Here is a 19,402-nt window from a genome sequence, read left to right on the forward strand (position 1 = left end):
TGACCGGCCGCCCCCGCATCCACGGTCCGTGGCCCCGCCCGAGCGGCGGCGCCACGGACCGTACTCTTGAGCACGTGCAGGAACTCCATGACGCTCCCCTCGCCCCACTGACCACCTTCCGGCTCGGTGGCCCCGCGACCCGTCTGATCACCGCGTCGACCGACGCCGATGTGGTCGCCGCGGTCCGCGAGGCCGACGACTCCGGGACCCCGCTGCTGCTCATCGGCGGTGGCTCGAACCTGGTCATCGGAGACAAGGGCTTCGACGGCACCGCTCTGCGCATCGCCACGAAGGGCTTCGAACTCGACGGTACGAAGCTGGAGCTGGCCGCCGGTGAGGTGTGGACCGACGCGGTCGCGCGCGTCGTCGAGGCCGGACTCGCGGGCATCGAGTGCCTCGCCGGGATCCCCGGCTCCGCGGGCGCGACGCCGATCCAGAACGTGGGGGCGTACGGCCAAGAGGTCTCGTCGACCATCACCGAAGTGATCGCGTACGACAGGAAGACCCAGGAGACGGTCACCGTCGCGAACGCCGAGTGCGACTTCTCGTACCGCCACAGCCGCTTCAAGGCCGAACCCGACCGCTTCGTGGTCCTGCGGGTCCGCTTCGCGCTTGAGGACGCCCAGGGGATGAGCGCCCCGCTCAAGTACCCGGAGACGGCCCGCACGCTCGGCGTGCAGGCGGGCGACCGGGTCCCGGCGGCGGTCGCGCGCGAGACCGTCCTGAAGCTGCGCGCCGGCAAGGGCATGGTGCTCGACCCCGAGGACCACGACAGCTGGTCGGCGGGGTCCTTCTTCACCAACCCGATCCTCACGGACGAGGAGTTCGCCGTCTTCCACGCGCGCGTGGCGGACCGCCTCGGCCCGGACGTCGCACCCCCCGCCTTCCCGACGGGCGACGGCCGCGTGAAGACATCCGCCGCCTGGCTCATCGACAAGGCGGGCTTCACCAAGGGCTACGGCCAGGGCCCGGCGCGCATCTCCACCAAGCACACCCTCGCCCTCACCAACCGCGGCGGCGCGACCACGGAGGACCTGCTGGCCCTCGCCCGTGAGGTCGTCGCCGGAGTGCGGGACGCCTTTGGGGTCACACTGGTCAACGAGCCGGTCACGGTGGGCGTCAGTCTGTAAGCCCCTGGCAGGCGGCTAGCAGGCCACTAGTAGGCGACGCCCACGCCCTGCTTCACCGTCGACAGGTCGTCGATCACCGACAGCATCGCGTGCGCCACGTCCGCCCTGCCGATGAACCGCCCGCTGGCCGGGGTGCCCCCGACGACCTTGCGGTAGACGCCCGTCGCCGGCTTGTCCTGCAGCCTCGGCGGGCGCACGGCCGTCCAGTCCGTCGTGCTGCGCGCGAGACCGGCCTCCATGGCCCGCAGATCGTCGTACACGCTCTTCAGGATCTTGCTGACCAGGACTCCCGCGATCCGGTCGACCACCGGCTGACGCTCGGCCGGCGGGCCCACCGGGGCCGCGCTCACCACCACGAGCCTGCGCACCCCCTCGGCCTCCATGGCGCGCACCACCGACCGCGTCAGCTCGGCCGCGATCCCCGCGTCCGCCTTCTTGCGCGCCCCGAGGCCCGAGAGCACCGCGTCGCGCCCCGCCACCGCGGCTCGCAGGGACTCCGGGTCCGTGAGGTCGGCCCGGAACACCTCAAGGCCCTCGCCCGTCGCACTCAGCCGCGAGGGGTCACGTACGACGGCCGTGACCTCGTGCCCCGCCGCGAGCGCCTGCCGGACGATCTCCCCGCCGACGCCGCCGGTCGCACCGAACACCGTGAGCTTCATTGCGCACCCTCCCCAGGTGGGTAAGTATTCACTCACCTCTAGGGTGAGTATGTACTTACTCCTCCGTCAAGCTCCGTTGGACGGCCCATGCAGCAGAAGCCCACCCGCGCCCGCATCCTCGACGCGGCCCACGACCTCATGCTCACCATCGGGCTCGCGCGCGCCACCACCAAGGAGATCGCCAAGGCGGCGGGCTGCTCCGAAGCGGCGCTCTACAAACACTTCGCGAGCAAGGAGGAGCTCTTCGTGGGCGTCCTGCAAGAGCGGCTGCCCCGCCTCGGCCCGCTGCTGCACCGCCTGGCCGAGGACCCGGGGGAGCGCTCCGTGGAAGAGAACCTCGCCGAGATCGCCCGCCTGGCCAGCCACTTCTACGCCCAGAGCTTCCCGATCGCCGCGTCCCTCTACGCCGAGACCAAGCTCAAGCGCCGCCACGAGGACTCCATGCAGGAGATGGGCACCGGCCCGCACATGCCCATCGAGGCACTCGACGCCTACCTCCGCACCGAACGCGACGCCGAACGGATCGCCCCCGGAGCCGACACCTTCGCGGCCGCCTCGCTCCTCCTGGGCGCCTGCGCCCAGCGAGCCTTCGCCTACGACGCCACGGTCGGCAAGCAGCCCCCGCAGCCGGTCGACGAGTTCGCCGCCGCTCTCGCCCGCACACTCCTCGCGGGCATCAGCCGCTGAGCCACTCCTCGATCCCCGACAGCAGCTTCTCCTGTACGTCGACGGGCGCTGCCGAGCCACGCACCGACTGCCGCGCCAGCTCGGCCAGTTCGTCGTCCCCGAAGGCGTGGTACTTGCGCGCGATCTCGTACTGCGCAGCGAGCCGCGACCCGAAGAGCAGCGGGTCGTCGGCCCCCAGGGCCATCGGCACCCCGGCGTCGTACAAGGTCCGCAGCGGCACGTCCTCGGGCTTCTCGTAGACGCCGAGCGCCACATTGGACGCCGGGCACACCTCGCAGGTCACGCCCCGGTCCGCGAGCCGCTTCAGGAGCCGCGGATCCTCGGCCGCCCGCACCCCGTGACCGATCCGCCCCGCGTGCAGGTCGTCAAGGCAGTCCCGCACCGAAGAGGGGCCGCCCAGCTCACCGCCGTGCGGCGCCGCGAGCAGGCCGCCGTCCCGCGCGATCGCGAAGGCCCGGTCGAAGTCCCGCGCCATGCCCCGGCGTTCGTCGTTCGAGAGCCCGAAGCCGACGACGCCGTGATCGGCGTACCGCACCGCGAGCCGGGCAAGGGTGCGGGCGTCCAGAGGGTGCTTCATGCGGTTCGCGGCGACGAGTACGCGCATTCCGAGGCCGGTGTCCCGCGAGGCGCTCTCGACCGCGTCCAGGATGACTTCCAGGGCCGGGATGAGCCCACCGAGCCTCGGCGCGTACGACGTCGGGTCGACCTGGATCTCCAGCCACCCCGACCCGTCCCGGATGTCCTCCTCGGCGGCCTCCCGCACCAGGCGCTGGATGTCCTCCGGCTCCCGCAGACAGGACCGAGCCATGTCGTAGAGCCGCTGGAAGCGGAACCACCCACGCTCATCGGTCGCCCGCAGCTCCGGAGGCTCCCCGCCGGTCAGCGCCGGGGGCAGCCGCACCCCGTACTTGTCGGCGAGCTCCAGCAGGGTGGTGGGCCGCATCGACCCGGTGAAGTGCAGATGCAGATGGGCCTTCGGCAGCTCTCTTACGTCACGTACACGCTCCATTGGAGGATCTTGCCGTACGCATGCGGCGTCCCGGAAGCCACTTTCCCGTTCGTGCCCATCCCCGAACGAAGAAACGGGCCGCCTCCCCGAAGAGGGGAGACGGCCCGCACGCGCGCGTGGAGCGCGAAAACACCGAACCTCAGTCGCGGGCCTCGGCGAGCAACTTCTGGACGCGTGAGACGCCCTCGACGAGGTCCTCGTCACCCAGGGCGTACGAAAGGCGCAGGTAGCCCGGCGTACCGAAGGCCTCACCCGGGACGACCGCGACCTCGGCCTCCTCAAGGATCAGCGCGGCGAGCTCCACGGAGTTCTGCGGGCGCTTGCCGCGGATCTCCTTGCCGATGAGGCCCTTCACCGAGGGGTACGCGTAGAAGGCGCCCTCCGGCTCGGGGCAGAACACGCCCTCGATGTCGTTCAGCATCCGCACCATGGTCTTGCGGCGCCGGTCGAAGGCCTCGCGCATCTTCTCGACGGCGGTCAGATCGCCGGAGACGGCCGCGATGGCGGCGACCTGCGCGACGTTGGAGACGTTCGACGTGGCGTGCGACTGCAGGTTCGTCGCGGCCTTCACCACGTCCTTGGGGCCGACGATCCACCCCACGCGCCAGCCGGTCATCGCGTACGTCTTGGCCACTCCGTTGACCACGATGCACTTGTCGCGCAGCTCGGGCAGGATCGCCGGGAGCGAGGTGAACCTCGCGTCTCCGTAGACGAGGTGTTCGTAGATCTCGTCGGTCATCACCCACAGGCCGTGCTCGACGGCCCAGCGGCCGATCGCCTCGGCGTCGGCCTCGCTGTAGACGGCGCCGGTCGGGTTGGACGGCGACACGAAGAGGACGACCTTGGTGCGCTCGGTGCGCGCGGCCTCCAACTGCTCGACGGAGACGCGGTAGCCCGTGGTCTCGTCGGCGACGACGTCGACCGGTACGCCGCCCGCGAGACGGATCGACTCCGGGTACGTCGTCCAGTAGGGAGCGGGGACGATGACCTCGTCGCCCGGGTCGAGGATCGCGGCGAACGCCTCGTAGATCGCCTGCTTGCCGCCGTTCGTCACCAGGACCTGCGAGGCGTCGACCTCGTAGCCCGAGTCGCGCAGGGTCTTGGCGGCGATCGCGGCCTTGAGTTCGGGAAGTCCGCCGGCCGGGGTGTAGCGGTGGTACTTCGGGTTCTTGCAGGCCTCGACGGCGGCTTCGACCACGTAGTCGGGCGTCGGGAAGTCGGGCTCACCCGCGCCGAAACCGATCACCGGCCGTCCTGCCGCCTTGAGGGCCTTCGCCTTGGCGTCGACGGCGAGGGTCGCGGACTCGGAGATCGCGCCGACGCGGGCGGAGACCCGGCGCTCGGTGGGAGAAGTGGAAGCGCTCATAACCCCATCGTTCCAGACCGGAAACACCCCCGGTACAGGGGTTTGCGGGACTGCCCCAGCTGATTCTGTTCGACGGAGGGCCGCGAAGCACGTACACTCACTGCTCGTTGGCCCTCACCGGTCGCACCGTCCCATCGCACTCAGTGCACTCGGGTGGATGCGGTAGGTTGGGGGAAATCAAAGGGTCGTAGCTCAATTGGTAGAGCACTGGTCTCCAAAACCAGCGGTTGGGGGTTCAAGTCCCTCCGGCCCTGCTACACACTCCTTTCACCGGGATGTGTGCGCATGTACGTACTGCATTGCACCGCCGTGCGGCTCATACCGGGCGCGGCACGGCCACGACCCGGAATCAGGTGAGGACGAGTGACGGACGCCGTGGGCTCCATCGACATGCCTGATGCCCAGGACGAGGCGCCGGAGTCCAAGAAGAAGGCCCGCAAGGGCGGCAAGCGCGGCAAGAAGGGCCCCTTCGGCCGTCTCGCGCTCTTCTACCGCCAGATCGTCGCGGAACTCCGCAAGGTCGTCTGGCCGACTCGCAATCAGCTCACGACGTACACCTCCGTGGTGATTGTCTTCGTCGTCATCATGATCGGCCTCGTGACCGTGATTGACTATGGGTTCAACCAGGCCGTCAAGTACGTCTTCGGCTGAGCCGATGGCTGAGCCGAGAGCGAAGGGCGCCGTACCCGGCGCCCATTTCGCGCGTTCCACCCCTCTGTATCCAGGAAGAAGCAGCCACAGTGTCTGACCCGAACCTGAACGACGCCATCGAGTCAGTCGAGTCCGCTGAGGACGAGCTCGACATCGTCGAGGCGGCGGACGCCGAGGACCCGGACCAGGCCGAGGCTGCCGACGCCGCCGCGGGCGAGCCCGCCGAAGAGGCAGCTCTGCACGCCGAGACCGAGTCCGCCGAGACCGAGGCCGAGGCGGCCGACGGTGAGGCCGAGGCCGAGGTCGACGACGAAGCCGCCGCCGAGTCCGACGAGGACGCCGCCGAGTCCGGTGAGGACGGCGAGGTTGCCGAAGAGGCCGCCGAGGAAGAAGCCGAGCCGGTCGACCCGATCGTCGCCCTGCGCGAAGAGCTCCGCACGCTCCCCGGCGAGTGGTACGTCATCCACACGTACGCCGGTTACGAGAACCGCGTGAAGACCAACCTCGAACAGCGTGCCGTCTCGCTGAACGTCGAGGACTTCATCTTCGCGGCCGAGGTGCCGCAGGAAGAAGTCGCGCAGATCAAGAACGGCGAGCGCAAGACCGTCCGTCAGAACAAGCTTCCCGGATACGTCCTGGTGCGCATGGACCTGACGAACGAGTCCTGGGGCGTCGTCCGCAACACCCCCGGTGTCACCGGCTTCGTGGGCAACGCCTACGACCCGTACCCGCTGACCCTGGACGAGATCGTCAAGATGCTCGCCCCGGAGGCCGAGGAGAAGGCCGCCCGCGAGGCCGCCGAGGCCTCGGGCAAGCCGGCTCCGTCCCGCAAGGTCGAGGTCCAGGTCCTCGACTTCGAGGTCGGCGACTCGGTCACCGTCACCGACGGCCCGTTCGCGACGCTGCAGGCCACGATCAACGAGATCAACGCCGACTCGAAGAAGGTCAAGGGCCTCGTCGAGATCTTCGGTCGCGAGACTCCGGTCGAGCTCAGCTTCGACCAGATCCAGAAGAACTAGCCCTCCGCGGCTTCCTCTGGAACACACGCCTCCGAACAGGTCAGACAGGCTGCCAAAGCCGGTCTGACCTGCTCGGTTTTTAGCCGCGCGACTATACCCGTTATCGTGGTGCGGTATGCCTCCATCCGGATGACTGGATGGTGGCTGGAAACTCTCACTAGGACCCGGAGAGAGCAATGCCTCCCAAGAAGAAGAAGGTCACGGGGCTTATCAAGCTCCAGATCCAGGCCGGCGCAGCCAACCCGGCCCCGCCGGTCGGCCCCGCGCTGGGCCAGCACGGCGTGAACATCATGGAGTTCTGCAAGGCCTACAACGCCGCGACCGAGTCGCAGCGTGGCTGGGTGATCCCGGTGGAGATCACGGTCTACGAAGACCGCTCCTTCACCTTCATCACCAAGACGCCGCCGGCCGCCAAGATGATCCTCAAGGCCGCAGGTGTCGAGAAGGGCTCCGGCGAGCCGCACAAGACCAAGGTCGCCAAGATCACCGAGGCGCAGGTCCGCGAGATCGCCACCACCAAGATGGAAGACCTCAACGCCAACGACCTGGACGCCGCGTCGAAGATCATCGCCGGCACCGCCCGTTCCATGGGCATCACGGTCGAGGGCTGAGAGCTTTCTCCGTCTGACCTTTCTCAGTGGTAGGGCCAAGCGCTGGTCCACACCACAACTCCGTACCTGAACCAAGGAGCAGCAGTGAAGCGCAGCAAGACTCTCCGCGCTGCGGACGCCAAGATCGACCGGGACAAGCTCTACGCCCCGCTCGAGGCCGTCCGTCTCGCCAAGGAGACCTCCGCGACCAAGTTCGACGGCACCGTCGAGGTCGCCTTCCGCCTGGGTGTCGACCCGCGCAAGGCCGACCAGATGGTCCGTGGCACCGTGAACCTCCCGCACGGCACCGGCAAGACCGCCCGGGTCCTGGTCTTCGCGACCGGTGACCGTGCTGCGGCCGCGGAAGCCGCTGGGGCCGACATCGTCGGCGCCGACGAGCTGATCGACGAGGTCGCGAAGGGCCGCCTGGACTTCGACGCCGTCGTCGCCACCCCGGACCTCATGGGCAAGGTCGGCCGCCTCGGCCGCGTGCTCGGTCCGCGTGGTCTGATGCCGAACCCGAAGACCGGCACCGTGACCCCCGATGTCGTGAAGGCTGTCAACGACATCAAGGGCGGCAAGATCGAGTTCCGCGTCGACAAGCACTCGAACCTGCACTTCATCATCGGCAAGGTCTCCTTCGACGAGACCAAGCTGGTGGAGAACTACGCCGCGGCGCTGGAGGAGATCCTCCGTCTGAAGCCGTCGGCCGCCAAGGGTCGCTACATCAAGAAGGCCGCCCTCGCCACCACGATGGGCCCCGGCATTCCGCTGGACAGCAACCGCACCCGCAACCTCCTCACCGAGGAGGACCCGGCCGCCGTCTGAATCTGACGGCAGTCGCGTCGTGTACGCGTTTGTGATGACGGGCCCCGCAACCTTTCGAGGTGCGGGGCCCGTCCTCGTATGCGTGCGTGCCCGTCAGCGGGCTGCGCTAGCGTGCACCATTCACACGAGTACAAGGGGTGGGATGTCATGAACAGCACGACCATGCGGCGCGCGGGCCTGTCGATCGCGGTGACTGCCGCACTGACCGGGATCGCGGCCTGTGGCTCTTCCGGCGGGGACGGCGACACGAAGGGCAAGGGGAAGTCCGTGGCGCTGAGCCCGATAGCCGCCCTGCGCACCATCGAGGACAAGACCGACAACGCCGATTCGGCCAAGGTCGAGGGCAAGACCGTCATGGGCACGCAGATGTCGATGGACATGGACGGCGCCATGGCGTGGTCGGACGGCATCACCGGCAATGTCACGGCGACCATGACCGGTGGCACGCAGGCCGAGCAGATGAAGCAGATGGGCCAGTCGAAGATCGACTACCGCTATTTGAAGACGGGCTTCTACGCGAACATGGGCGACCAGTTCGCCTCCCAGGCCGGCGGCGGCAAGCACTGGATCGAGTACGACTACGAGACGCTGGCCGAGATGGGCGGCGCCGCGGGCGACGCCTTCAAGGACCAGATGCAGAACACCACCCCGAATCAGTCGGTCAAGATGCTGCTCGCCTCGGGTGACGTGAAGCGCGTGGGCGAGGAGACGGTCCGCGGGACGAAGGCGACGCACTACTCCGGCGAGGTCGACGTCGCCGACTTCACCGGCAAGAACTCGGACCTGGACGCGTCCCAACTGGCGGAGCTGAAGAAGCAGTTCAACCAGGCGGGCATGAGCACCGAGACGATCGACATCTGGGTCAACGGCGACGACCTGCTGGTCAAGAAGGTCGAGAAGGCCGACATGAAGACCGGCTCCTTCTCCCAGACGGTCCACTACAGCGACTACGGCACCCCGGTCACCGTGGAGAAGCCCCCGGCCTCGGACACCATGAGCTTCAAGGACCTCATGAACCAGCAGCCGAAGGCCTGATCCCGCCTGTCGGGTACTCTCACCACACTGAATCTGTATCGATCATGTGTTCCTAGGGGTGGGGTCATGACTGTGAAGAGAGTGGCGGGCGCTGTGCTCGCGACCGGGCTGCTGTGTACCGGTGCGGTGGCTTGCGGAGGCTCCGACGACGGCAAGGCGAAGGGGGCGGCCTCGGGGGAGACGCAGTCCCGTTCGCAGGTGACCGAGGTCATCACGGCCGCGTACGAGAAGACCGCGAAGGCCAAGTCGGCCAAGGTCGAGATGACGATGTCGACGCCGAAGTCGATGTCCGGCGCCTCCGGCACCACCGGCGACATGAAGATGTCCGGCGTCATGGGCTGGGACCCGACCGTCATGGATATGACGATGTCGGGCTCGGCGCTCACGGAGGGTTCCCCGGAGGCACCGGAGAAGATCCGGATGCTCTGGCTCGACAACGTGATGTACATGGACATGGGGGCTGCCGCCGCCAAGGACATGGACGGCAAGCAGTGGGTCAAGATGGACCTGAACACCATCGCCGAGCAGATCGGCGACGAGAAGGCCGCCAAGCAGATGACCGGCGGCCTGGAGAGCATGAACCAGGACCCCGCGCAGCAGCTCGCGATGCTCCTGGAGTCGCCGAACCTGAAGCACGCGGGGCCGGCGAAGGTCGACGGAGTCCAGACCCAGCGCTACAAGGGCCGGCTGACCGTCAAGGAAATGATGGAGACGAACAAGGGCCTCAGCGACGTGCTCAGCAAGAGCGAGCGCGAGGACCTGTTCAAGAACATCGACAAGTCGGGCATCAAGGGCTACGACACCGAGGTCTGGGTCAATGAGGACGACTATCCCGTCCGCATGGACATCGACATCAAGACCCCCGAGGGCACGGTGAAGACGTCCCAGAAGTTCTCCGACTACGGCGCCGCGGCCAAGGTGACCGCTCCGCCGGCCGGCAAGACCTTCGACCTGATGGACATGTTCAAGGAGCTCGGGGACATCGGTAAGTCGGGCTCCGGTTCCAGCGGTTCCAGCGGCTCCGACAGCGGCCTCTGAGCCGATTTGCCTGACGCGAACCCGTTCGCGTACTCTTCCCCAGAAGCCAAAGACCGCTGGTCGTTGCCGTGTGCTCGTCAGAGTGTGCGGTGGCCGAAGGATCCGCTGAAACTGCGGACGACCCGCGTAGGTGACTGTGGAAGTGAGTGCTCCCGGACGGAATCTCGTCAGGTCGAGCTCATGCCCCGGCGCCTGCGCCGGGGCGTTTTGTTTTGTCAGCCCCTTTTGAGCGGTCCTCATCACCCGGAAGGAGGCCGACGCTCTATGCCGACGCCCGACAAGGCTGCCGCGGTAGCCGAGCTCACGGACAAGTTCCGCAGCTCGAACGCCGCCGTGCTGACCGAGTACCGGGGTCTCACCGTGGCCCAGCTCAAGCAGCTGCGCCGTTCGCTCGGTGAGAACTCCGAGTACGCCGTGGTGAAGAACACGCTGACCAAGATCGCGGCCAACCAGGCCGGGATCGACACGCTGGACGACCTGTTCTCGGGTCCGACGGCGGTTGCCTTCGTCACCGGTGACCCGGTGGTGTCGGCGAAGGGTCTTCGTGACTTCGCCAAGGACAACCCCGACCTCATCATCAAGGGCGGTGTCCTTGACGGTAAGGCGCTGTCCGCCGATGAGTTCAAGAAGCTCGCGGACCTCGAGTCCCGCGAGGTTCTGCTCAGCAAGCTGGCCGGCGCGCTGAAGGGCAAGCAGACGCAGACTGCGCAGCTCTTCCAGGCGCTGCCGTCGAAGTTCGTCCGCACCGCGGAGGCGCTTCGTGCCAAGCAGGCCGAGCAGGGCGGTGCCGAGTAATTCGGCTCGCGCATTGATCGCCACCCGCTAGGGCGACGGTCGCAGCGGGCCCAACGTACGCCCGCCTTCATGTACACCCGGCACCAGCCGAAATAGTGGAAGGATCGCCCATCATGGCGAAGCTCAGCCAGGAAGACCTGCTTGCTCAGTTCGAGGAGCTCACGCTCATCGAGCTCTCCGAGTTCGTGAAGGCCTTCGAGGAGAAGTTCGACGTCACCGCCGCCGCCGCGGTCGCCGCTGCCCCGGCCGGCCCGGGTGCCGTTGCCGAGGCCGTCGAGGAGCAGGACGAGTTCGACGTCGTCCTCACCGGCGCCGGCGACAAGAAGATCCAGGTCATCAAGGTCGTGCGTGAGCTGACCTCGCTGGGTCTCAAGGAGGCCAAGGACCTCGTGGACGGCGCCCCGAAGCCCGTCCTCGAGAAGGTCGACAAGGCTGCCGCCGAGAAGGCTGCCGAGTCCCTCAAGGGTGCCGGCGCCTCCGTCGAGGTCAAGTAACCTCGCGAGTCGTCTGACTCCTTCTCAGCGCTGCTCAGGCGGCGCGTGCCAAGGGCGATCACCCATCTGGGTGGTCGCCCTTCGGCGTTCCCCGGCACACCCGCGAGGGCTGCCTTGCGAAGCTCCCACCGACGAGTATGGTGATCTTCGTCGTGCCTCGGAACGGCCGTGACGGTGACGAACTGAGAGCCATGTCTGGGCAGGGGGGCCTTGACGAACCGCACGCAGCGCGCAATTCTCAGGACGCGTCGTCACAACGATCCGCATCCGAGGCATGGATCGGTGACGAAGAGGGCAGTATCGATGTGCGTTGAGGACGTGGCTTGCAGCAGGGGTTGAGAACAACGAGGGTCTCCCAGAACCCGCACTGGACATCAGTGGGCCGTTTGGCTACACTGACCCTTTGCGCTGCCTGTTAGCTGCCTCCTGCCCGTCACCAGGGGCATGCCCATGCTTGAGCACTGTGGACTGAAACTTCCCTGACCTGGGATTTCTGTCTCTGTGTCCAACCTGGGACCGGTACGCGCGTAGTGAGTCCGAGCCCTCGGAAGGACCCCCTCTTGGCCGCCTCGCGCACTGCCTCGACCGCGAATACGAACAACGGCGCAAGCACTGCCCCGCTGCGCATTTCCTTTGCAAAGATCAGGGAGCCCCTCGAGGTTCCGAACCTTCTTGCGCTCCAGACCGAGAGCTTTGACTGGCTGCTCGGAAATGACGCGTGGAAGGCTCGCGTCGAGGCGGCTCTCGACAGTGGACAGGACGTCCCCACCAAGTCAGGTCTGGAGGAGATCTTCGAGGAGATCTCTCCGATCGAGGACTTCTCTGGGTCGATGTCCTTGACGTTCCGCGACCACCGTTTTGAGCCTCCGAAGAACTCCATCGACGAGTGCAAGGAGCGCGACTTCACGTTCGCCGCTCCGCTCTTCGTCACTGCCGAGTTCACCAACAACGAAACCGGCGAGATCAAGTCCCAGACGGTCTTCATGGGCGATTTCCCGCTCATGACGAACAAGGGCACCTTCGTCATCAACGGCACCGAGCGTGTCGTCGTGTCGCAGCTGGTCCGTTCGCCGGGTGTCTACTTCGATTCCTCGATCGACAAGACGTCCGACAAGGACATCTTCTCCGCCAAGATCATCCCTTCCCGGGGTGCCTGGCTGGAGATGGAGATCGACAAGCGCGACATGGTCGGTGTGCGCATCGACCGCAAGCGCAAGCAGTCGGTCACCGTTCTGCTCAAGGCTCTCGGTTGGACGACCGAGCAGATCCTCGAGGAGTTCGGCGAGTACGAGTCCATGCGCGCCACCCTGGAGAAGGACCACACCCAGGGCCAGGACGACGCACTGCTCGACATCTACCGCAAGCTCCGTCCGGGCGAGCCGCCGACGCGTGAGGCTGCTCAGACGCTGCTTGAGAACCTCTACTTCAACCCCAAGCGCTACGACCTCGCGAAGGTCGGCCGCTACAAGGTCAACAAGAAGCTGGGTGCGGACGCTCCGCTCGACGCGGGCATCCTCACGGTCGAGGACATCATCGCCTCGATCAAGTACCTGGTGAAGCTGCACGCCGGTGAGGTCGAGACCGTTGGCGACAGCGGCACGTCGATCGTCGTCGAGACCGACGACATCGACCACTTCGGCAACCGTCGTCTGCGTAACGTCGGCGAGCTCATCCAGAACCAGGTCCGCACGGGTCTGGCTCGTATGGAGCGCGTCGTCCGTGAGCGCATGACGACTCAGGACGTCGAGGCGATCACGCCGCAGACCCTGATCAACATCCGGCCGGTCGTCGCCTCCATCAAGGAGTTCTTCGGCACCAGCCAGCTGTCGCAGTTCATGGACCAGAACAACCCGCTGTCGGGTCTCACCCACAAGCGCCGTCTGTCGGCGCTTGGCCCGGGTGGTCTCTCCCGTGAGCGGGCCGGCTTCGAGGTCCGTGACGTGCACCCGTCCCACTACGGCCGCATGTGCCCGATCGAGACGCCTGAAGGCCCGAACATCGGTCTGATCGGTTCGCTCGCCTCGTACGGCCGCGTCAACGCGTTCGGCTTCGTCGAGACGCCGTACCGCAAGGTCGTCGAGGGCGTCGTCACCGACGACGTCGACTACCTCACGGCCGACGAAGAAGACCGCTTCGTGATCGCCCAGGCCAACGCCGTGCTGGGTGAGGACATGCGCTTCACCGAGTCGCGCGTCCTGGTCCGCCGTCGTGGCGGCGAGATCGACTACATCCCCGGCGACGACGTCGACTACATGGACGTCTCGCCGCGCCAGATGGTGTCGGTCGCGACCGCGATGATCCCGTTCCTCGAGCACGACGACGCCAACCGTGCCCTCATGGGCGCGAACATGATGCGTCAGGCCGTGCCGCTGATCACCGCCGAGGCTCCCCTCGTCGGCACCGGCATGGAGTACCGCTGTGCGGTCGACGCCGGTGACGTGATCAAGGCCGAGAAGGCGGGTGTGGTCCAGGAGGTCTCCGCGGACTACGTCACCGTCACCAACGACGACGGCACGTACACCACGTACCGCATCGCCAAGTTCTCCCGGTCGAACCAGGGCACCTCGGTCAACCAGAAGGTTGTCGTCGACGAGGGTGCCCGCGTGATCGAGGGCCAGGTTCTGGCCGACGGTCCCGCGACCGAAGAGGGCGAGATGGCCCTCGGCAAGAACCTGCTCGTGGCGTTCATGCCCTGGGAAGGTCACAACTACGAGGACGCGATCATCCTGTCGCAGCGCCTCGTACAGGACGACGTCCTCTCCTCGATTCACATCGAGGAGCACGAGGTCGACGCCCGTGACACCAAGCTGGGCCCGGAGGAGATCACCCGGGACATCCCGAACGTCTCCGAAGAGGTCCTCGCCGACCTCGACGAGCGCGGCATCATCCGTATCGGTGCCGAGGTCGTCGCCGGCGACATCCTCGTCGGCAAGGTCACGCCCAAGGGCGAGACCGAGCTGACGCCCGAGGAGCGCCTGCTCCGCGCGATCTTCGGTGAGAAGGCGCGCGAGGTGCGCGACACCTCGCTGAAGGTGCCGCACGGTGAGATCGGCAAGGTCATCGGCGTACGCGTCTTCGACCGTGAAGAGGGCGACGAGCTGCCGCCGGGCGTGAACCAGCTGGTTCGTGTCTACGTGGCACAGAAGCGCAAGATCACGGACGGCGACAAGCTCGCCGGCCGGCACGGAAACAAGGGCGTCATCTCCAAGATCCTTCCGATCGAGGACATGCCCTTCCTTGAGGACGGCACGCCCGTCGACATCATCCTCAACCCGCTGGGTGTCCCGTCCCGAATGAACCCGGGTCAGGTCCTGGAGATCCACCTCGGCTGGCTCGCCAGCCAGGGCTGGGACGTCTCCGGTCTCAGCGAGGAGTGGGCGCAGAGCCTGCAGCGCATCGGCGCCGACCAGGTCGGCCCGCGGACGAACGTCGCGACTCCGGTCTTCGACGGTGCCCGCGAGGACGAGCTGACCGGCCTGCTCGAGCACACCATTCCGAACCGTGACGGCGACCGCATGGTCATGCCGTCCGGCAAGGCGCGGCTGTTCGACGGGCGCTCGGGTGAGCCGTTCCCGGACCCGATCTCGATCGGGTACATGTACATCCTCAAGCTGCACCACCTGGTCGACGACAAGCTCCACGCTCGCTCGACCGGTCCGTACTCCATGATCACCCAGCAGCCGCTGGGTGGTAAGGCTCAGTTCGGTGGTCAGCGCTTCGGTGAGATGGAGGTGTGGGCGCTTGAGGCTTATGGCGCCGCGTACGCACTCCAGGAGCTGCTGACGATCAAGTCCGACGACGTGACCGGCCGCGTGAAGGTCTACGAGGCCATCGTCAAGGGCGAGAACATTCCCGAGCCCGGCATTCCTGAGTCCTTCAAGGTGCTCATCAAGGAAATGCAGTCGCTCTGTCTCAACGTGGAGGTGCTGTCCTCGGACGGCATGTCCATCGAGATGCGCGATACCGACGAGGACGTCTTCCGCGCGGCGGAGGAGCTCGGTATCGACCTGTCCCGGCGCGAGCCGAGCAGCGTCGAAGAGGTCTGACGGGTTGGCCGGCCGGACCTCGTGTCCGGCCGGCTCTCCCCGGACCCGTTCAGACCATGATGAAGCGCCTTTTTTCTCGCTGATGCGAGGGGCACAACCCCGAAAGAGGGATTGACGACAAAGTGCTCGACGTCAACTTCTTCGACGAGCTGCGGATCGGCCTTGCCACCGCGGACGACATCCGACAGTGGTCCCACGGCGAGGTCAAGAAGCCGGAGACCATCAACTACCGCACGCTCAAGCCCGAAAAGGACGGACTCTTCTGCGAGAAGATCTTCGGTCCGACCCGGGACTGGGAGTGCTACTGCGGTAAGTACAAGCGTGTCCGCTTCAAGGGCATCATCTGCGAGCGCTGCGGCGTCGAGGTCACTCGCGCCAAGGTGCGTCGTGAGCGGATGGGCCACATTGAGCTGGCCGCGCCTGTCACGCACATCTGGTACTTCAAGGGCGTCCCGTCGCGCCTCGGCTACCTGCTTGATCTCGCCCCGAAGGACCTCGAAAAGGTCATCTACTTCGCGGCGTACATGATCACGTTCGTGGACGAGGAGCGCCGCACGCGTGACCTGCCCTCCCTGGAGGCGCACGTCTCCGTGGAGCGTCAGCAGGTCGAGAACCGTCGCGACTCCGACCTCGAAGCCCGCGCCAAGAAGCTCGAGACCGACCTGGCCGAGCTTGAGGCCGAGGGCGCCAAGGCCGACGTACGCCGCAAGGTGCGCGAAGGTGCCGAGCGGGAGATGAAGCAGCTGCGTGACCGTGCGCAGCGCGAGATCGACCGTCTCGACGAGGTGTGGAACCGCTTCAAGAACCTCAAGGTCCAGGACCTGGAGGGTGACGAGCTGCTCTACCGCGAGCTGCGTGACCGCTTCGGCACGTACTTCGACGGTTCGATGGGTGCCGCTGCACTGCAGAAGCGCCTTGAGTCGTTCGACCTGAACGAGGAAGCCGAGCGGCTTCGCGAGATCATCCGTACCGGCAAGGGCCAGAAGAAGACCCGTGCGCTCAAGCGCCTCAAGGTCGTCTCCGCGTTCCTGCAGACCAGCAACAGCCCCAAGGGCATGGTGCTCGACTGCGTGCCGGTCATCCCGCCGGACCTGCGTCCGATGGTGCAGCTGGACGGTGGCCGCTTCGCGACCTCCGACCTGAACGACCTGTACCGCCGCGTCATCAACCGCAACAACCGCCTGAAGCGGCTTCTCGACCTCGGTGCTCCCGAGATCATCGTGAACAACGAGAAGCGCATGCTCCAGGAGGCCGTGGACGCCCTCTTCGACAACGGTCGTCGTGGTCGCCCGGTCACCGGTCCCGGTAACCGCCCGCTGAAGTCCCTGAGCGACATGCTCAAGGGCAAGCAGGGTCGTTTCCGTCAGAACCTTCTCGGTAAGCGTGTGGACTACTCCGCGCGTTCCGTGATCGTCGTCGGTCCGCAGCTGAAGCTGCACCAGTGTGGTCTGCCGAAGGCCATGGCACTGGAGCTCTTCAAGCCGTTCGTGATGAAGCGCCTGGTCGACCTGAACCACGCGCAGAACATCAAGTCGGCCAAGCGCATGGTCGAGCGCGGCCGCACGGTCGTGTACGACGTCCTGGAAGAGGTCATCGCCGAGCACCCGGTTCTCCTGAACCGTGCGCCGACGCTGCACCGTCTCGGCATCCAGGCCTTCGAGCCGCAGCTGGTCGAGGGCAAGGCCATTCAGATCCACCCGCTCGTCTGCACCGCGTTCAACGCGGACTTCGACGGTGACCAGATGGCCGTGCACCTGCCGCTCTCCGCGGAGGCGCAGGCCGAGGCCCGCATCCTGATGCTGTCCTCGAACAACATCCTGAAGCCGGCCGACGGTCGCCCCGTCACCATGCCGACCCAGGACATGGTCCTTGGCCTCTTCTTCCTCACCACGGACGAGGAGGAGCGCAAGGTCATCGGCGAGGGCCGGTCCTTCGGCTCCACGGCCGAGGCGATCATGGCGTTCGACGCCAAGGAGCTCTCGCTCCAGGCGAAGGTCGACATCCGCTTCCCGGTGGGCACCATCCCGCCGCGTGGCTGGACCCCGCCGGTCGGCGAGGACGGCGACGACTTCGGAGGCGAGCGGGCGTACCAGCAGGGCGACAGCTTCCGGCTGCGTACGACCCTGGGCCGCGCGCTCTTCAACGAGCTGCTGCCCGAGGACTACCCGTTCGTCGACTACTCGGTGGGCAAGAAGCAGCTCTCCGAGATCGTCAACGACCTGGCCGAGCGCTACCCCAAGGTCATCGTGGCGGCGACGCTCGACAACCTGAAGGCGGCGGGCTTCTTCTGGGCGACCCGTTCCGGTGTCACCGTGGCCATCTCCGACGTCGTGGTCCCCGAGGCCAAGAAGGCGATCGTCGCGGGCTACGAGGCGCAGGACGAGAAGGTCCAGAAGCAGTACGAGCGCGGTCTGATCACCAAGGACGAGCGCACGCAGGAGCTCATCGCGATCTGGACCAAGGCGACCAACGAGGTTGCCGAGGCGATGAACGCGAACTTCCCCAAGACGAACCCCATCTTCATGATGGTTGACTCGGGTGCCCGAGGAAACATGATGCAGATGCGTCAGATCGCCGGTATGCGTGGTCTGGTGTCGAACGCGAAGAACGAGACGATCCCGCGTCCCATTAAGGCGTCGTTCCGTGAGGGCCTCTCGGTCCTTGAGTACTTCATCTCCACGCACGGTGCCCGTAAGGGTCTGGCGGACACGGCTCTCCGTACCGCCGACTCCGGTTACCTCACCCGTCGTCTGGTCGACGTCTCTCAGGACGTCATCATTCGCGAGGAGGACTGTGGCACCGAGCGCGGTCTGAAGCTCAAGATCGCGGTCAAGGGCGAGGACGGTGTGCTCCGCAAGACGGAGAACGTCGAGACCTCGGTGTACGCCCGCATGCTGGCCGAGGACGTCGTCATCGATGGCAAGGTCATCGCGCCGGCCAACGTCGACCTCGGTGACGTCCTGATCGACGCCCTGGTCGCCAACGGCGTGGAGGAGGTCAAGACCCGCTCGGTCCTGACCTGTGAGTCCGCGGTCGGCACCTGTGCCTTCTGCTACGGCCGTTCGCTCGCCACCGGCAAGCTGGTCGACATCGGTGAGGCGGTCGGCATCATCGCCGCCCAGTCCATCGGTGAGCCCGGCACGCAGCTGACGATGCGTACGTTCCACACCGGTGGTGTGGCCGGTGACGACATCACCCAGGGTCTGCCCCGTGTCGTCGAGCTCTTCGAGGCTCGTACGCCCAAGGGTGTCGCCCCGATCTCGGAGGCGGCTGGCCGCATCCGTATCGAGGAGACCGAGAAGACCAAGAAGATCGTCGTCACGCCGGACGACGGCAGCGACGAGACTCCCTTCCCGATCTCGAAGCGCGCCAAGGTCCTCGTGCGTGAGGGTGACCACGTCGAGGTGGGCCAGAAGCTCACCTTCGGTGCCACCAACCCGCACGACGTGCTGCGGATCCTCGGTCAGCGCGCGGTCCAGGTCCACCTGGTCGGCGAAGTCCAGAAGGTCTACAACAGCCAGGGCGTGTCGATCCACGACAAGCACATCGAGATCATCATCCGGCAGATGCTGCGCCGCGTGACGATCATCGAGTCCGGCGACGCGGAGCTGCTGCCGGGCGAGCTCGTCGAGCGCTCGAAGTTCGAGACCGAGAACCGTCGTGTGGTCACGGAAGGCGGCCACCCGGCCTCCGGCCGTCCGCAGCTGATGGGTATCACCAAGGCCTCGCTTGCGACGGAGTCGTGGCTGTCCGCGGCGTCCTTCCAGGAGACGACCAGGGTCCTGACGGACGCGGCGATCAACGCCAAGTCCGACTCCCTGATCGGACTCAAGGAGAACGTCATCATCGGTAAGCTCATCCCGGCCGGTACGGGTCTCTCCCGCTACCGCAACATCCGGGTCGAGCCGACCGAAGAGGCCAAGGCCGCGATGTACTCGGCCGTCGGCTACGACGACATCGACTACTCCCCGTTCGGCACCGGCTCCGGCCAGGCTGTTCCGCTGGAGGACTACGACTACGGGCCTTACAACCAGTAGGCGTTGCGAGCCAGTTGG

At 66.6% G+C, this 19,402-nt stretch carries 15 protein-coding genes and 1 tRNA gene; 13 read left to right on the forward strand and 3 right to left on the reverse strand.

Annotated features, from left to right (window positions below):
* Positions 1-17: 17 nt before the first annotated feature.
* Complete coding sequence (locus tag ACGFX9_RS19455) at positions 18-1,130, forward strand: UDP-N-acetylmuramate dehydrogenase (RefSeq protein WP_393473966.1); 1,113 nt, start codon at positions 18-20, stop codon at positions 1,128-1,130.
* A 26-nt stretch (positions 1,131-1,156) separates the two neighbouring features.
* Here the strand turns inward: ACGFX9_RS19455 and ACGFX9_RS19460 are convergent, their stop codons facing one another.
* Complete coding sequence (locus ACGFX9_RS19460) at positions 1,157-1,789, reverse strand: NAD(P)-dependent oxidoreductase (RefSeq protein ID WP_393473052.1); 633 nt, start codon at positions 1,787-1,789, stop codon at positions 1,157-1,159.
* 87 nt (positions 1,790-1,876) lie between these two features.
* Between ACGFX9_RS19460 and ACGFX9_RS19465 the strand changes: the two genes are divergently transcribed.
* Positions 1,877-2,476 (forward strand): TetR/AcrR family transcriptional regulator, encoded by a 600-nt coding sequence (locus ACGFX9_RS19465; RefSeq protein ID WP_393473055.1) that lies wholly within the window; start codon positions 1,877-1,879, stop codon positions 2,474-2,476.
* On the opposite strand, the gene ACGFX9_RS19470 is transcribed toward ACGFX9_RS19465, so the two are convergent.
* Together ACGFX9_RS19470 and ACGFX9_RS19475 are read right to left on the reverse strand one after the other, a co-directional pair.
* Positions 2,466-3,485 (reverse strand): adenosine deaminase, encoded by a 1,020-nt coding sequence (locus tag ACGFX9_RS19470; RefSeq protein WP_393473058.1) that lies wholly within the window; start codon positions 3,483-3,485, stop codon positions 2,466-2,468. The two genes, ACGFX9_RS19465 and ACGFX9_RS19470, sit on opposite strands and share 11 nt — an antisense overlap.
* A gap of 139 nt (positions 3,486-3,624) precedes the next feature.
* Positions 3,625-4,851: a pyridoxal phosphate-dependent aminotransferase gene (locus ACGFX9_RS19475; RefSeq protein WP_393473061.1), complete on the reverse strand. Its 1,227-nt coding sequence runs from the start codon at positions 4,849-4,851 to the stop codon at positions 3,625-3,627.
* 181 nt (positions 4,852-5,032) lie between these two features.
* On the opposite strand from ACGFX9_RS19475, the gene ACGFX9_RS19480 reads away from it, so the two are divergent.
* The 11 genes from ACGFX9_RS19480 to ACGFX9_RS19530 all read left to right on the forward strand — a co-directional run bounded on the left by ACGFX9_RS19480 (position 5,033) and on the right by ACGFX9_RS19530 (position 19,384).
* Positions 5,033-5,105, forward strand: a tRNA-Trp gene (locus tag ACGFX9_RS19480).
* A 109-nt stretch (positions 5,106-5,214) separates the two neighbouring features.
* Positions 5,215-5,502: a preprotein translocase subunit SecE gene (gene secE / locus ACGFX9_RS19485; protein ID WP_393473064.1), complete on the forward strand. Its 288-nt coding sequence runs from the start codon at positions 5,215-5,217 to the stop codon at positions 5,500-5,502.
* 89 nt (positions 5,503-5,591) lie between these two features.
* The gene (gene nusG / locus ACGFX9_RS19490; RefSeq protein WP_393473067.1) at positions 5,592-6,521 is read left to right on the forward strand and encodes a transcription termination/antitermination protein NusG; all 930 of its coding nucleotides are present in this window, start codon (positions 5,592-5,594) and stop codon (positions 6,519-6,521) included.
* Between the two features lie 176 nt (positions 6,522-6,697).
* Positions 6,698-7,132, forward strand: coding sequence for a 50S ribosomal protein L11 (rplK, locus tag ACGFX9_RS19495; RefSeq protein ID WP_355803871.1), 435 nt, complete (start codon positions 6,698-6,700; stop codon positions 7,130-7,132).
* An 84-nt stretch (positions 7,133-7,216) separates the two neighbouring features.
* Positions 7,217-7,939, forward strand: coding sequence for a 50S ribosomal protein L1 (gene rplA / locus ACGFX9_RS19500; protein ID WP_344522028.1), 723 nt, complete (start codon positions 7,217-7,219; stop codon positions 7,937-7,939).
* Positions 7,940-8,086: 147 nt separating this feature from the next.
* A complete protein-coding gene (locus ACGFX9_RS19505) occupies positions 8,087-8,974 on the forward strand; it encodes a hypothetical protein (RefSeq protein ID WP_393473070.1) in 888 nt (295 codons plus the stop codon).
* A gap of 66 nt (positions 8,975-9,040) precedes the next feature.
* Positions 9,041-10,012 (forward strand): hypothetical protein, encoded by a 972-nt coding sequence (locus ACGFX9_RS19510; RefSeq protein WP_393473073.1) that lies wholly within the window; start codon positions 9,041-9,043, stop codon positions 10,010-10,012.
* A 264-nt stretch (positions 10,013-10,276) separates the two neighbouring features.
* The gene (rplJ, locus tag ACGFX9_RS19515; RefSeq protein WP_393473076.1) at positions 10,277-10,807 is read left to right on the forward strand and encodes a 50S ribosomal protein L10; all 531 of its coding nucleotides are present in this window, start codon (positions 10,277-10,279) and stop codon (positions 10,805-10,807) included.
* Positions 10,808-10,920: 113 nt separating this feature from the next.
* Positions 10,921-11,301 carry a 50S ribosomal protein L7/L12 gene (rplL, locus tag ACGFX9_RS19520; RefSeq protein WP_393473079.1) on the forward strand — a complete coding sequence of 127 codons (381 nt, stop codon included), beginning with the start codon at positions 10,921-10,923 and terminating at the stop codon, positions 11,299-11,301.
* Between the two features lie 560 nt (positions 11,302-11,861).
* Positions 11,862-15,347: a DNA-directed RNA polymerase subunit beta gene (rpoB, locus tag ACGFX9_RS19525; RefSeq protein ID WP_393473082.1), complete on the forward strand. Its 3,486-nt coding sequence runs from the start codon at positions 11,862-11,864 to the stop codon at positions 15,345-15,347.
* Between the two features lie 122 nt (positions 15,348-15,469).
* On the forward strand, positions 15,470-19,384 hold the full coding sequence (locus ACGFX9_RS19530; RefSeq protein WP_393473085.1) for a DNA-directed RNA polymerase subunit beta': 3,915 nt from the start codon (positions 15,470-15,472) through the stop codon (positions 19,382-19,384).
* The last annotated feature ends 18 nt before the right edge of the window (positions 19,385-19,402 follow it).

The organism is Streptomyces sp. NPDC048436 (assembly GCF_043200355.1).
Taxonomy (GTDB): domain Bacteria; phylum Actinomycetota; class Actinomycetes; order Streptomycetales; family Streptomycetaceae; genus Streptomyces.

Coding starts and splice junctions, on each gene's coding strand:
- ACGFX9_RS19460 (WP_393473052.1), bottom strand. CDS start 1,789: ATGAAGCTCACGGTGTTCGGTGCGACCGGCGGCGTCGGCGGGGAGATC.
- ACGFX9_RS19465 (WP_393473055.1), top strand. CDS start 1,877: ATGCAGCAGAAGCCCACCCGCGCCCGCATCCTCGACGCGGCCCACGAC.
- ACGFX9_RS19470 (WP_393473058.1), bottom strand. CDS start 3,485: ATGGAGCGTGTACGTGACGTAAGAGAGCTGCCGAAGGCCCATCTGCAT.
- ACGFX9_RS19475 (WP_393473061.1), bottom strand. CDS start 4,851: ATGAGCGCTTCCACTTCTCCCACCGAGCGCCGGGTCTCCGCCCGCGTC.
- rplK (WP_355803871.1), top strand. CDS start 6,698: ATGCCTCCCAAGAAGAAGAAGGTCACGGGGCTTATCAAGCTCCAGATC.
- ACGFX9_RS19505 (WP_393473070.1), top strand. CDS start 8,087: ATGAACAGCACGACCATGCGGCGCGCGGGCCTGTCGATCGCGGTGACT.
- ACGFX9_RS19510 (WP_393473073.1), top strand. CDS start 9,041: ATGACTGTGAAGAGAGTGGCGGGCGCTGTGCTCGCGACCGGGCTGCTG.
- rplJ (WP_393473076.1), top strand. CDS start 10,277: ATGCCGACGCCCGACAAGGCTGCCGCGGTAGCCGAGCTCACGGACAAG.
- rplL (WP_393473079.1), top strand. CDS start 10,921: ATGGCGAAGCTCAGCCAGGAAGACCTGCTTGCTCAGTTCGAGGAGCTC.